The 13,980-nt window shown below is 42.6% G+C and carries 14 protein-coding genes and 1 pseudogene; 1 reads left to right on the top strand and 14 read right to left on the bottom strand.

Annotated features, from left to right (window positions below; genetic code table 11):
- Positions 1–329: 329 nt before the first annotated feature.
- The 9 genes from hypB to ACE1CD_RS11070 form a co-directional block, all read right to left on the bottom strand.
- Complete coding sequence (gene hypB, locus ACE1CD_RS11110; RefSeq protein ID WP_374790281.1) at positions 330–1,145, bottom strand: hydrogenase nickel incorporation protein HypB; 816 nt, start codon at positions 1,143–1,145, stop codon at positions 330–332.
- Positions 1,136–1,480, bottom strand: a complete 345-nt coding sequence (gene hypA, locus ACE1CD_RS11105) for a hydrogenase maturation nickel metallochaperone HypA (RefSeq protein ID WP_374790279.1) — start codon at positions 1,478–1,480, stop codon at positions 1,136–1,138. The genes hypB and hypA overlap by 10 nt, the downstream gene beginning before the upstream one ends.
- Positions 1,481–2,590, bottom strand: coding sequence for a hydrogenase expression/formation protein HypE (hypE, locus tag ACE1CD_RS11100; protein WP_374823946.1), 1,110 nt, complete (start codon positions 2,588–2,590; stop codon positions 1,481–1,483). It lies immediately after the preceding gene.
- Positions 2,591–2,631: 41 nt separating this feature from the next.
- Complete coding sequence (gene hypD, locus ACE1CD_RS11095) at positions 2,632–3,765, bottom strand: hydrogenase formation protein HypD (RefSeq protein WP_374823943.1); 1,134 nt, start codon at positions 3,763–3,765, stop codon at positions 2,632–2,634.
- Positions 3,766–3,847: 82 nt separating this feature from the next.
- The gene (locus tag ACE1CD_RS11090; RefSeq protein ID WP_374790273.1) at positions 3,848–4,114 is read right to left on the bottom strand and encodes a HypC/HybG/HupF family hydrogenase formation chaperone; all 267 of its coding nucleotides are present in this window, start codon (positions 4,112–4,114) and stop codon (positions 3,848–3,850) included.
- Positions 4,115–4,214: 100 nt separating this feature from the next.
- Entirely contained in the window at positions 4,215–4,949 is a 735-nt protein-coding gene (locus ACE1CD_RS11085; protein ID WP_374823940.1) for a hypothetical protein, read from the bottom strand.
- Positions 4,942–5,874 (bottom strand): Dam family site-specific DNA-(adenine-N6)-methyltransferase, encoded by a 933-nt coding sequence (locus tag ACE1CD_RS11080; RefSeq protein ID WP_374823937.1) that lies wholly within the window; start codon positions 5,872–5,874, stop codon positions 4,942–4,944. Before ACE1CD_RS11080 ends, ACE1CD_RS11085 begins: the two co-directional genes overlap by 8 nt.
- 10 nt (positions 5,875–5,884) lie before the next feature.
- Complete coding sequence (gene hypF, locus ACE1CD_RS11075) at positions 5,885–8,257, bottom strand: carbamoyltransferase HypF (RefSeq protein ID WP_374823934.1); 2,373 nt, start codon at positions 8,255–8,257, stop codon at positions 5,885–5,887.
- Positions 8,258–8,659: 402 nt separating this feature from the next.
- Positions 8,660–8,971 carry a hypothetical protein gene (locus ACE1CD_RS11070; protein ID WP_374823931.1) on the bottom strand — a complete coding sequence of 104 codons (312 nt, stop codon included), beginning with the start codon at positions 8,969–8,971 and terminating at the stop codon, positions 8,660–8,662.
- A 161-nt stretch (positions 8,972–9,132) separates the two neighbouring features.
- Between ACE1CD_RS11070 and ACE1CD_RS11065 the strand changes: the two genes are divergently transcribed.
- Positions 9,133–9,651, top strand: coding sequence for a DUF4276 family protein (locus ACE1CD_RS11065; RefSeq protein ID WP_374823928.1), 519 nt, complete (start codon positions 9,133–9,135; stop codon positions 9,649–9,651).
- Positions 9,652–9,654: 3 nt separating this feature from the next.
- On the opposite strand, the gene rtcA is transcribed toward ACE1CD_RS11065, so the two are convergent.
- The 5 genes and pseudogenes from rtcA to ACE1CD_RS11040 all read right to left on the bottom strand — a co-directional run.
- Complete coding sequence (rtcA, locus tag ACE1CD_RS11060; RefSeq protein WP_374790260.1) at positions 9,655–10,701, bottom strand: RNA 3'-terminal phosphate cyclase; 1,047 nt, start codon at positions 10,699–10,701, stop codon at positions 9,655–9,657.
- A 30-nt stretch (positions 10,702–10,731) separates the two neighbouring features.
- Positions 10,732–11,949 (bottom strand): RNA-guided endonuclease InsQ/TnpB family protein, encoded by a 1,218-nt coding sequence (locus ACE1CD_RS11055; protein WP_374790258.1) that lies wholly within the window; start codon positions 11,947–11,949, stop codon positions 10,732–10,734.
- Positions 11,950–12,108: 159 nt separating this feature from the next.
- Positions 12,109–13,110: a glycoside hydrolase family 43 protein gene (locus ACE1CD_RS11050; RefSeq protein ID WP_374790256.1), complete on the bottom strand. Its 1,002-nt coding sequence runs from the start codon at positions 13,108–13,110 to the stop codon at positions 12,109–12,111.
- A 12-nt stretch (positions 13,111–13,122) separates the two neighbouring features.
- On the bottom strand, positions 13,123–13,788 hold the full coding sequence (locus ACE1CD_RS11045) for a phytanoyl-CoA dioxygenase family protein (RefSeq protein ID WP_374790254.1): 666 nt from the start codon (positions 13,786–13,788) through the stop codon (positions 13,123–13,125).
- A 7-nt stretch (positions 13,789–13,795) separates the two neighbouring features.
- Positions 13,796–13,980 (bottom strand): annotated as a pseudogene (locus ACE1CD_RS11040) (RNA-guided endonuclease TnpB family protein); the annotation flags it as partial.

Genomic DNA, 13,980 nt, shown 5'->3' with positions numbered 1-13,980 from the left:
CGATAGAGACCTTGGCAGGGCGAAGCATTTGGACAGAAAGATCTTGAATTTGAGTTATGAATTGTCGCCCAAATGCTTCGCCCCTACACAATATATATTTCGTTTTTTTTGTCAATTTATTCTACTGGACTGGCGCTCTAGCGTCAACCCAACCTACAATTCCAAAACCCGTGCAGTATTGGATTATCCTCTTTATCGCCATCGGTTGTAGAGACGTTTCATGAAACGTCTCTACAATAGACATCTTCAGAAAAGAATCTCTCTCGGCAAGCAGGATACCTACCCCATCAGAATTTTTGGAGATCTTCAATATTTGGGTATAAGACGATCTAAACACCTAACCAACGATACCAAGCATCTAACCCCGTTCCGGTTGTGGCAGATACTTGAAATACTTGCAAGTGTGGATTAACTTGACGCGCATATTCAATACAGCGATCGACATTAAACTGTACGTAAGGTAATAAATCGATTTTATTGATAATCATCACCTGACTAGCACGAAACATATAAGGATATTTAATTGGTTTATCCTCTCCCTCTGTGACTGACAAAATCGCAACTTTGGCAGTTTCTCCTAAATCAAATAAAGCCGGACAAACTAAATTTCCCACATTTTCAATCATCACAATTGAATTGAGAGGAGGATTGAGTTCTTGCAATCCTCGTTCTACCATATTTGCATCCAGATGGCAACCCGTACCCGTATTAATTTGGATGACAGGGCAACCTGTAGCTTTAATGCGATCGGCATCATTAGTAGTTGCTTGATCGCCTTCAATTACACTAATTACAACTTTGTCTTTTAAATCTTGAATCGTTCTCGCCAACAACGTTGTTTTTCCCGAACCCGGAGAACTAACTAAGTTAAGCGCTAAGATATTTCGACCTTTAAACCAACCCCGATTTTGGGCAGCCAACAAATCGTTCTTAGCTAAAATATTTTGTTCTAAAGTAACTGTTGTACCGTGCATTTTAGCGTGCAATTGAGCATTTTCATTTGCGCCAGAATGTTCGTGAGAATGTTCGTGGTGATGGGAATGGGAAACAACCGTACCGTCAGCTAAAACATGGGTGTGTTCTCCTGTTTGGGGATTAGTAACAGTTACATTAGCATCATCAGAACAGCCGCAAGTTACACACATAATTCTTCTAACTCCAATTCTTTAATTTTAAGTTCTTCACCTTGAAAAATTTCTAAATCGCTACTTCCGCAAGAGTGACAAATACCGAATGGCATTTCTAAAGTAACCTCTGTTTGGCATTGACGACAAAGGGCTAAACCGGAAATTTCAATAATTTCTAATTTTGCCCCTTCTAGCAATGTTTCCTGACAACAAATATCGAAACAAAAGCGGATAGAATCAGGTAAAACTGCGGTTAGTTTGCCGATTTCTAGAGATACTCGTTTTACCCTAGAACCATTGGCGTGTTCTGTGGCGATCGCTACAATATTTCGGGTAATTCCTAATTCGTGCATTCAACAAATCCTCGGCAGTTGTTCGCCTACTAACATATCAACGATTCGTTCTGTACCAAAATCAGTTTTCAGCAATACCACCCCAGCAGGATTCGCCATAACTTCGCCAACGATCCGAGAATCTTTGCCAGCGGAATGCGATCGCATCGCCGCCAAAACCTCATCTGCTGAATCAGGCGGAACTACCACTACTAGCTTACCTTCATTTGCCAAATAAAGCGGATCGAATCCCAACAATTCACACATTCCAACTACTTCTTTTTTTACGGGAATAGCTGACTCATGTAAACGAATTCCCACATTAGCACTTTGAGCAAACTCATTCAATACTGTAGCCAATCCGCCGCGAGTAGCATCGCGCATCGCCCGCACATTTGGACAGACGGAAACGATCGCATCAACTAACCCATTTAAAGGTTGACAATCGCTTTGAATATCAGTATCCAAAGATAATTCTCCCCTCGCCACCAAAATAGCAGCACCGTGATCCCCCAAAAAACCATTAACTAAAATAATATCGCCTGGTTGAATTGCGATCGCAGCGGGAGAAACCCCCGTTTTAATCACACCAATACCAGTAGTATTGATAAACAATTTATCAGCAGAACCGCGAGGAACAACCTTCGTATCTCCCGTCACGATTTGCACGCCCGCCGCCAAAGCAGCCGATTTCATGCTATCAACAACTCGACGAAGAATATCAATTTCTAAACCTTCCTCCAAAATCACGCCACAACTGAGAAAAAGCGGTTTTGCCCCGCTAACACATAAGTCATTAACAGTACCATTAACTGCCAAACTTCCGATATCACCACCAGGGAAAAACAAAGGAGTAACCACATAAGAATCGGTAGTAAACGCGAGGCGATCGCCCAACAACATTAAACTCCCTAAATCAATTCGCGCCTGATCCTCCAACAGCGACAAAGTAGCATTATCAAAACTACCCACAAAAACATCATCAATCAAATCGCGCATCGCACTACCACCACTACCATGCGCTAAAGTAACAGTGCGTTCCCGAAATTGCTTCTTACCTTGTCTCATTTTCAAACCATAAATATCCATAAAAAAATCCAAATTCTCCCCACCAAAAGACTGCGCCAACATCTGCGTTCATCTGTCTTCATCTGCGGTAAAAAAATCCAAATCTAATTAACCTTCACCTCTTCCCGCTTTATCGATAAACGCCCATATTTATAATAAGCAGCACAAGCCCCTTCCGAAGAAACCATACAAGCACCGATCGGATGTTCGGGCGTACAAGCAGTCCCAAAAACCTTACATTGCCAAGGTTTCATCACACCTTTTAAAATCTCCCCACACTGACAAGCTTTGTGGTCTGCAACTTGCTTACCGGGAAAAGTAAATTTCGCCTCTGCATCAAAACGCGCATATTCCGAACGCATTTTCAACCCAGAGAGAGGAATATCACCCAATCCGCGCCACTCAAACATTTCTCTTACCTCAAATACCCGTTGCATCGCATCCAAAGCAACAGCATTACCCTGTGAATTCACCAAGCGACTATATTGATTTTCTACCTCACAACGTTTTTCTGCTAATTGTTTAACCACCATCCAAATTGATTGCAAAATATCTAAAGGTTCAAACCCAGAAACGACGACAGGTTTGTGATATCTTTCGGCAATAATTCGATAAGGTTCTGTACCAATTACGGTGCTAACATGACCTGGGCCAACAAATCCATTTAATTGCAAGTCGGGGTTAGCTAATAACGCTTCTAATGCTGGTACAACTAAAACGTGATTGCAAAATAGGCTGAAGTTTTCTACTCGATCGACTTCTGCTTGCAGTACAGTTAAAGCAGTGCTGGGTGCGGTGGTTTCAAAGCCGATCGCAAAAAACACCACTTGTTTATCGGGATTTTGTTTGGCGATTTGCAGCGCATCTAAAGGCGAATAAACCATGCGAATATCTGCACCATTCGCTTTCGCTTGCAGCAAGCTATATTTGGAACCGGGAACTCGCATTGCATCGCCAAAGGTTGTAAAAATGACATTGGGTTGTTGTGCTAGTGCGATCGCATCATCTAGCCTACCTCTTGGCATTATACAGACTGGACAACCAGGGCCATGAACGAGTTCGATCGTTTTTGGTAACAAATCTTCTAACCCATATTTAAAAATTGCATGGGTGTGTCCGCCGCAAACTTCCATGATTTTAATGGGGTTTTCGGTGGCAATTTGTTGGCTTATTTGGCGAATTTGTTCGATTAATTTTTTGGCTTTTTGGGGATCGCGAAATTCGTTGATGTATTTCATGGTATTTTTTTACCGCAGATGAAGGCAGATAAACGCAGATAAACGCAGATGTACAGGTAGCTTTATGGTTGGTATTAAAACTTTAGTTGCTTATGGCTAATGATTCTTGAATTTCTGCTAGTTCTTCGAGTAATTTTAGGGTTTCGGCTGCTTCGTCTGGGTCTATTCGTTGCATAGCGAAACCGACGTGGACTAATACCCAATCTCCTAGACAAGATTCGACGGGATGGGTATCATCGACGATGCACGCGATATTAACTTGACGTTTTACGCCGCTAATATCAACGGTGGCGAGTTTGTTTTTGATGTCTGTGATTTCGACGATTTGACCGGGGATTCCTAAACACATTTTGCTTTACCTCTTGTGAGTTTTAAATCGATTATTATACTCGATACTATCTGAAAAGATTACTAGCAGCGTTATTTTTTATCCAAGTTTATAAAATTTGTTAGCTGTCGTCATTTTGTCTGATTTCTCGTTCAATTATTTCCTTGATTAGCTTAGGAATGTCTTTTTCCAAGCTCACAGCCTGTTGTTTTAATCTTTCATAAATCTCCACATCTTCTCCTTGCCATATAATATCTATCCTTCTAATCTGCCGCATTGCAATATGTGTATAATTTTCTGGATACGCCCAGTAACATGACAAGCAAATGGATTTGTCTTTTATACTGTTCCAATTTTCACAATGCTCACAAGACCAAGATTTAGCACGATTAGCAGAACCACAAAGTAGCATGAAGTTTTCAGGATTTAGATCTGGTTCTCCGTCAATTTCAAAAGGAACACGGTGATCGATCTGTAATTCACGCTCATGCACTCCCTCCAAGTAGATAAAGCACTTACAACCATATCTTTCGATCAACTCATCTTTAATCTGTTTCGATAATCCTGTTCTACCAGACAAGCGAGAAAATCTTGCTTTGTTAACATCTCCAAACCTGTAGGCAGCTATTTTTCTTCCATCGCTCCCTGTTACTCGGAAAGTTTCTAGCGGGATGCCATTTTCTCGCACATCTCTAGCTGCTCTTGGAGGATGATTGTAACCATACCTTTCCTTCAGTTCTTCTGTTGTAACAAAACCATACTGCAAAATATGGTCAATCACAGCTTTAGGTCTTTTGGCAGTCACCGACTGACAAAGTTGGATGAAATCATCCGGTAGCTGTTGAGAACTATCCATGCTTTTCCAGAATGGTAAGTTGTTTAGGCGCTCTTTTAATATAGCTATTTAAGCTGAAAATTTGCCCATTTAGCAAATTGGGAGATAAGTACAAAGACTCCACTGTGATTTCCTTTCTACCGAGTAGGGTTGCTTGCGAAGAGCGCCCTACTTCTATTTCAATCTTTTTAAGACCTAGTTCTGCTGGTAATGAATTACCAAATATTTTATTCCCTCGCTTGCCATCATAGCTAATTGCAAAAGCTACTTTTTTTCGCATCATTTCTTCAATGGCTAGAACAAAATCATCAAAATTTATTCCAGCCAAATATCTGGAATCTTTATTTTCACACACTCCCTGATAAGGAGGATCTAGATAAACAAACTCATGAGTTTTTACTTCTGCTAAAACCTCTCTATAATCCAGGTAAGTAAATTTACATTTGCCCTTTAGGAGTTGAGAAACTCCCTCTATATTTTTTCTCATTTTTTCGGGTCGAGTTCCCTTTCGTCTTTTGTCAGGACTTTGATTGAATAAACCTGCTGAGTTATAACGGACAGATCCTTTTACACATCGAGTTAATAAATACAAAAAAAGTGTTGGATCGTTGGTTTCATTGAACTTGTTTCTGACTTGAAAATAGTGATTTATGGAATCATAATGCTGTTCGTTCCAGATCTCTGTATAGGCATCGGCTATTTCGTTTGGCCTTTCTATAATTAATTCCAGTAATTCGATTAGTGGTTGGTTCAGATCGTTAAGCCAAAAACGTTGAAAAATAGATTTAGAAGCCGCCGCAATACTAACTGCTGCCGTTCCTGCAAATGGCTCTACTAAATTTTCTACACGATCGGGTAGAAACTTGAGAATATCTGGAGCAAGATTCCTTTTACTACCTTGATATTGAATTGGATGTGGAAGGTTAGTCATTTCAAATAAAAACATGGCTTACTTTTCATTTTATACCTTTTTGAATTGATTTTGCGGCTGCGATCGCAACTTGTCCTAATGACAATCCACCATCATTAGCTGGCACTAAACTATGTGTTAAAACTGTTAAACTCATCACATTTAGTTGCTTGCTAACTTGTTCTAATAATACCTGATTTTGAAAGACTCCTCCTGTTAAAGCAACTTGAGTAAAAGAGTGAGTTTCCCGCAACCTAACTACCATAGATGCGATCGCTTTTGCTAGTCCAAGATGAAATCTCGTCGCGATCGCATTCTGGGAAACCCCTGTTTGTAAATCTGTTAATAATGCTTGCCACATCGGACGGGGTTCTAAATAGAAAATCGGTGCAGAGATAATTTCAAAAGGATATGCTGTTTCCTCATCAATATTATCAACTAAAGCTTCTAATTCGATTGCTCCTTGTCCTTCATAACTAGCTGAATCTCGACAAATTCCTAAAGCAGCCGCTACCGCATCAAACAAGCGTCCGGCGGAAGAAGCTAAAGGGGAATTAATCCGTTTTGCTAACATTTGATTTAAGAGCGATCGCGGTTGTCGATCTAAAAATTTCACAATTTCCAACTCTCTATATTTTACCGCCAATTCATCCCAATTAAATCCAGCCATCAAGTGAGCATAAGTATTTCGCCAAGGTTGATAAATTGCCTGTTCTCCTCCTAGCATAGCAACAGGTTTGAAATTTGCCAATCTTTGATAACTGCGATAGTCGGCTAAGAGAAATTCCCCACCCCAAAGCGTGCCATCTTCACCGTAACCTAACCCATCTAAAGCAATTCCCAAAATCGGTTTATTTTCTAAATTTATCCCATTTTCGGCCATACAAGCTGCAATGTGAGCGTGATGATGTTGAATGGAATAAATTCGATCGACTCCCAATTCTTTACCCAATTTGGTAGAGAGATATTCGGGATGGAGATCGAGTGCGATCGCTTCTGGTTTATGTTCAAACAAATGCAAATAAAGTTCCAATGTTTCGCGATAAGCCGTCAGAGCCGCTGCATTCTCTAAATCTCCCAAATGTTGCGATAAAATTGCCTCTCCCTCCCGCAACAAACAAAAAGTATTTTTTAATTCACTACCCATTGCTAAAATAGGAGGAGCTTCTTCAAATCCCGATGGCAGGCGGATTGGCGCAGGCGCATAACCGCGAGCGCGACGTAGCACTTGCAGCCGATTTCCTACTACTTTCACCACCGAATCATCAACCCGATTGATAATTTCTCGGTTATGCAGTAAAAAATAATCAGCAATTTGACTCAACTTGTCTTTTGCTACTTCATTATTAATACATTGTGGTTCATCGGAAATGTTGCCGCTGGTGAGAACGATCGGACGTTCCATGCGCCGCAAAATCAGATGGTGTAGCGGCGTATAAGGTAACATGAAACCGAGAGATTTAATATTAGGCGCAACCGAAGCAGCAATAGGTTTGGTAGTTTCTTCCGTTTTATCTTTTAATTGTAATAGTACGATCGGAGCAGCCGCACTTTGTAACAGTTCTTTCTCTAACTCATTAATAAAACAATATTTTTCAATTATTTCTAAATTCTTCGCCATCAAAGCAAATGGTTTGTGATAGCGATGTTTGCGTTCTCTGAGTTTTTGCACTGCCATTTTGTTGGTAGCATCACAAGCGAGATGAATTCCACCAATACCTTTAATCGCCACAATTTCTCCTCGTTGTAACAGGGTGCAAACTGCATCCACATCATCTAACATCGAGAACATATCTGATACAATGGGTTTACCATCTGCTCGTTTTAACCAAGCTTTTGGGCCACAAATATGACAGGCGACAGGTTGGGCGTGAAAGCGGCGATTTGTTACATCTGCATATTCTTTCGCGCAATCCGAACACATAGTAAAATTAGCCATGCTAGTGTTACGGCGATCGTAGGGAATAGCGCGAACGATGCTTAAACGAGGGCCGCAGTGAGTACAATTAGTGAAAGGATAGCGATACCAACGGCTAAAAGGATCGAATATTTCCGCTTTACATTCAGGACAAGTTGCTGCATCGGGAGTAATGCTGGTTTTAATTTGATTGCTGATACTTTGAGTAATGGTAAAATCGGTGTAAGTTGGTGGATGAGAAAGGGGAGAACGTGCGATCGCTTCTATTTTAGCTAAAGGCGGACATTCTTTCTGTAGTTTATCGATAAAAGTTTCTACAGCTTCAGCAGTTCCCACAATTCGGATTAGTACACCTTCGCCATCATTCCAAACTTCGCCGCGCAAACTGCAAAGTTTAGCAAGGCGATACACTGTAGGACGAAAACCTACTCCTTGGACTATACCGCGTACTCGAATCTCTTCAGCTATATTTAAATTTGGGTTGTTAATATTGGTTATCATTGTGTTAGAAGTTAGAATCTTATTTTTAGAAGGAAATAGGTTACATCAGATATGGCTTGAGAAACCCGGTTTCTGACCAGGCGTGCAAGATCTAATTTAGGATATTTCCGAATTGGGGATTTTTAACCACAGATATCCACAGATGTAGGCGTAGCCTTCCCGCAGGGTACACAGATGTAGACTCAGCTTTAAGGCGGGGTCTACAGATGGTTAAATCTGTTGGGAGTTAGAGAAAAATTTATTTTCCTGTTCTCCTACCTTATATTTAAGCGATCGCAAGTCAGAGTGACCAAAATTTCAAACTTTCTTAGCAACTATTTTCGATCGGAAATTTCGTGGTAAGATAGGGAAGGTAGCTTACAATACTTCCCATCGCGACGTTTTCGTGGTATGGATGGAAAGTTATTCCAAATCCCATAGCAAAATTCGGTTGTTTCCCGAATCAGCGATCGCAACTTTATCGCCACAAACTTGCACCCCATAACACCAACACAAACTATCTCGCATTGGTAAACCATAAACTCGATTTTCTCCCTTGCTTTGAAAATCAAGTTGTCCGATTAAAACATTCGCATCCGTACCGTGAAGCAGGCGCAAATCTGCCAAATATTTCCAACCTAATAAGCGAGAATTAGCAGGATCGGCAACAAATAACTTACCTTCATAATAAAAAACACCATAGCACCAATGCAAGCGATCGCACGCCGCATCCATAAATCATCGATTTGGTTGCCTTTTGAGTTATCATAGAAAAAAGGGAAAATTACCGATCATCCTAGCCTGCGATCGCAATTTTAGCAGCGATTACCAGCCAAAAGACAAGATGAAAAAAATAATATGAATTCGTTTGAAAGCATCAGTGTTAAAGGTTTCCGGTGCCCAAACTTAAACCTATAACTTATGATGGTCGTATTCCCAAAAAAGATAAGCTCAAGCGTGTGGTTGAGAATCTTCTCACTGGTAAAGAAGCTTATGATGCTGTGATTGCACTAACAGATGTTTATACAGGTACTAATGACTTTATAGATGCGGCAGATGCTAAAGCAAAAATGGCTGCTTGGGTAGGAGATAACCCAAAATTTTTTCCCCATGCGGCACAATATGATTTTGAAGCTTGGCTTTTACCTTTTTGGTCAACAATACAGGAATTAGCTAAACATAATAAATCTGTTCCTGGGAATCAACCTGAAAAGGTTAATCATGATAAGCCGCCAGCCAAGCACATTCAGGAAATATTTGAAAACGGGAAATGTCGAGATAGCTATGTGAAGCCTCGCGACGCAAAGCGTATTTTAGAAGGAAAAGATTTAGGAGTTGCGGCGGCAGTATGCCCTGAGTTAAAAGCGTTTATAAATACTATTTTGGCTTTATGTGTGGGTGAATTAATTGATTGATTGCTAGTTTATAGGAGGAGCGATCGCCACAATTTTTTCACTTTCATTTATGATTATTTCTGCCAAGCCAAACTGCTGAATTACCCAAGCATTTGTTGTTAAGTGAGTGCTAATTTCCGCTACGCGATATTGACTGGCTGAGGAAGCCAAAGCCGCTGGTAACAACAACTGATCCGCTAAGTGAACATCAACAGGTGCGACTTTTTCATGAAAATCCAATAATTCCTCACAAGCCATTTGAGCTACTTTTTCAGCAGGCAAACCTTGACGCCCCACAGCGCTAAAGCCAGCCAAACTATTTTGGTATTCAGCTATGAGAACAATACCCGCTCCTGCTGCAATACCTCGCGCTCTTAGAGGTGTAATATTAGCTTTGAGGTTAGCTTCGTGCAGAATATTCTCAGCTCGATGTGCCATTCTGTCGGGAATGTGGGAGGGAAGTTGCGTTACCACCGCCACACCTCGCACCTGTCGCAAAGCACCTCGTTCGAGTAAATCAATTCCACTTAAAGTGTGATTGCCGGCAAGACGCAATTCTACCTCTCCCCCGCCTTGGGGATACCAACCCCAAGCATTCAGCTTTACCGAAGCCTGCAAACCCATGCGACTGACGATCGGCAAGTAAACTTTTTCTATATAACTAAAGGGAGGACTAAACGGAACTTGAGTTCCTCCGCGCAGCGTCACCTGGGAATCACCTGCTGCTAGCGCCAAAGGTAACAATACTGTTTGCAGAACTAGCGTCAGAGCGCCAGCAGAACCTCCTTCGCGTGCATCCGAGACATCGAAGATATACTCTCCCGCCTGCACCGAACTGCCGGGAACGAACTCCAGCATTGTCGAACCGAGAGCATCTCCCCGCATTTGTGCTTGACAAATTGCCGCAGCTGCCCTTACAGCAGTCAGGTGTTGAGCTGCCAGTCCGGGTTTTTGGCGTCCCGCCCGAATCTTTTGGATGCGTATCGCTTTGCCGGTAATCGCCGCGAGACTGAGGGAGGTGCGGAGTACTTGTCCGCCGCCTTCGCCATAGGAGCCATCAATCTCAATCATAAGGAATATCGCTAAGGTGAACTACCCCAACTAACCTAACGGTATAGTTGGGGCTTCTAGCTTCACAGGGGAGTGCAAAAGAACGGATTTACGTCCACCCTTTGGTCTTACCTCCCCTCGACTAGCAGAGACATCTGTTCCATCTGTCTTGATTATTCTGATTCCTTCTGCTCTAATATTTGTGGCAGCGTTCCCGTCCCGATCGTGCTTAGTGCCGCAGTTAGGGCAAATCCACTCCCTAACATCAAGAGGCATTTCAGAGACTTGGCGATCGCAATTAGAGCAGAGCTTGGAACTAGGAAACCATCTATCAATTTCGACAAGCTTTCCGCCTTTGCGTTCTAGCTTGTACGCCAATAAATTAACAAAAGTTCCCCATCCACAATCAGATATTGCTTTAGCTAAATTATGGTTCCTCACCATGCCTTTTACATGAAGATTCTCTACGATCGCAGCTTGGCTATCACTGGTCAACTTATGACTAAGTTTATGTAGAAAATCCTGCCTCGCGTTGGCTACTCGTTCATGAACTTTAGCTACTAATTTGCGATACCTTTCCCTCGTTTTACTTCCATGTTTTTTACGGGAAAGTTTCTGTTGCTTCCGTTTTAAGTTCTTCTCATGTTTGGCTAAATGCTTGGGGTTGTCGTATTTAGAAATCTTTGTGCCGTCGCTAACTACAGCAAAATGTTTAACTCCTAAATCGATTCCGTAAATCTTCCCTTCTGCTGTTAGGGGAGATTCGCCCTCTACCTCAAACAAAACAGAAGCAAAATATTTACCTGAAGGAGTTTTGCTGACGGTAACGGTTTTTATCTGGCCATCTATCCGGCGATGAATTGAGGCTTTGATTTCTCCAATCCCCCCTGGAATTTTCATGGCCTTCTCTAAGATTGTGACATTTTGAGGGTACTGGACTGATTGCTTTCCTTTCTTAGATTTGAATCGAGGAAACCTTGCCCTTCCCTCAAAGAAGTTCTTGTATGCAGTAGTCAGATTTAGTGTGGTTGCTTGCAACACTTGACTGTAGCAATCAGCCAACCATTTAGTTTCTGCTTTTTTCTTGAGTGCTGGCAATAGTGCATTTAACGCTGATTGTCCTAATCCTTTACCCGTTTCCCGATAGGTTTCGACGTTTTTGTTCAAAGCGTAATTCCACCACCATCTAGCACACCCAAAGGCTTGAGCTAGTTTATGTTGCTGTTCTATTGTTGGGTAAATGCGGATTTTGACTACTTTGCGCTGCACTCATTTCACCCCCTTACTACTGATGGCGACTTCTCGTAAGATTGTCGCACGATTTCGACAGCCTTAGCAATATCGTTGCTTCGCTTCTGAGTTAGTTGGTCGTCATTCATCCCCAACTAAATCAGAGATTTTAGTTGGGGACTTCTGCCGACATTCCTGTTAAAGGTTTGGGCTGAGGTGGTCTAACTCTTGCGGCGTCCAAGTAGGGCCATTGCAACGCGGGCCGAAATGTGTCCAGATCAGCTTGTCAATGCACATCCGTCGCGCCTGCATATTTGTATCCCAGGCATGGTAGATAATATATTCGGTGCGATCGTCTTTCCCTAACACGATCGAATTGTGACCCGGGCCCAACACATAACCGGGAACCGATCGCAACACACGCGGCCCTGCTTCATTCCCCGCATCTGAGTAAGGACCCATCACGCTATCCGCTACTCCATAATCAACACCGTAACTGTCAGTTTCCCAGCGTCCGCCACTATAAAAGCAATAGTAGCGTCCTTCGTACTTGCGAACGCAGGGCCCTTCCAACGTATGCCAATCGTAGATGCCATCGTACATCGCACGATTGGCTAGGAATCTCTGCCAATCGGAACGAGCGCGTAAAACGACGTTGCCTTCACCTGCTAGCTTTGTCATGCTTTGCAGACGAGCGACCATTAAAGCTGTACCAGCGCGAACGCCGCTTTCGGTATCCAGAAAATCGCGAGCATAGAAGAGATACCACTGTCCGTCCAAATCGCAAAATGGGTGCGGATCGATCGCAAACGCACAAATTTGTGGGTCTAATAACGGTTCTCCCACATCAACATATGGCCCCAACGGTTCGGAACTGGTGGCAACACGCAACTGATGCCTTTTATCTTCGTGTCCGACAGAGTAATACAGGTAGAACGTGCCATCGCAGTAAGCGACTTCCGGAGCCCAAAAGTTATCACCCAGCGCGGGGTCTGGTCGCAAAAGTGCATTCCCGGCAAACTGCCAATTCACGAAATCCTCGGAACGCAGCAGCGGAAACACTAGGCGTTTGCCAATTTCGTCAACTTGCCCTTCTGCTTCCGCTGGCCCTGTCCCGATCGCATAGTACACACCTTCGTATTTCCAAACAAATGGATCGGCAAAATACCCTTTGTAAACTGGATTGGTGTAAGTTCTCATTATGTTAGAACGCTAATATTTAAAATTCACATAAGTTTCGGCCTTATTTTCTGGCAACTGCTCTACCACTTCACACCGAAGCATCTGCTGTAGCTGCTCTGGCAGGTTCTCGTAGTAATCTTTTGGAAGCGTTAAATCTACTTTTGGTGTGTGTAGCCAGTGCATAACATAACCCATTACTACCATCGGTCTTGGCTTTTGGGTTCGGTTCGGTGAACCTCTGTGCATTGCTAAGGGCGATCGAATCGTAACATCACCAGGCTGCATATAAAAAGATTCCATCGGAATCTCACCCGCTCTAATCTTCACCAGCGCCTCCTCACGCGGCATCACATGAGTTCCGCGTGCCATCTGAAACGGGCCATTATCTGCCGTTACTTCAACCAATGGAAAATTAACTGCTAAAGCGTAAAGCGGCGTAAGAATTTGCTCAGAAAACAACGGACGGAAATCGCGATGAATTTCTTGATAATCCGAACCCTGACAGGGAATATCAGCCGCTAGTTGCACCAACCTGTATTCCTGGAAGAACACGCGATCGAGAATTCCCAGAATCACCGGATTGGCAAACACATCCTGATTGGCAAATGGTTGTACCCAAGGAAATGTTAAATAATAACGAGCTTGTTCGCGGGGAGCTAAGCCACCTGGTTGATTTTGGCGCAGTTGAATTGACACTCTCCCGTTAAGCTGAGGCTATAACGGGAGATTCTTGCTTCAATGAGCGACCTTGCTTGAACATTGTTTCCAAGTTCAGGTAGAGGGTCATCTCTCCACAAGCGTTAATTTCGGTATGCCCTACCGTATTTGATACATAGCCAAGTATTTGCAATGCTTTAATTAGGATATTAATCGCAGCATTCTCATCCC

The sequence above is a fragment of the Aerosakkonema sp. BLCC-F183 genome (assembly GCF_041929145.1).
GTDB lineage: Bacteria > Cyanobacteriota > Cyanobacteriia > Cyanobacteriales > Aerosakkonemataceae > Aerosakkonema.
Note: the sequence above shows the minus strand (reverse complement) of the source record. Positions and strands in the feature narration are given on the sequence as shown.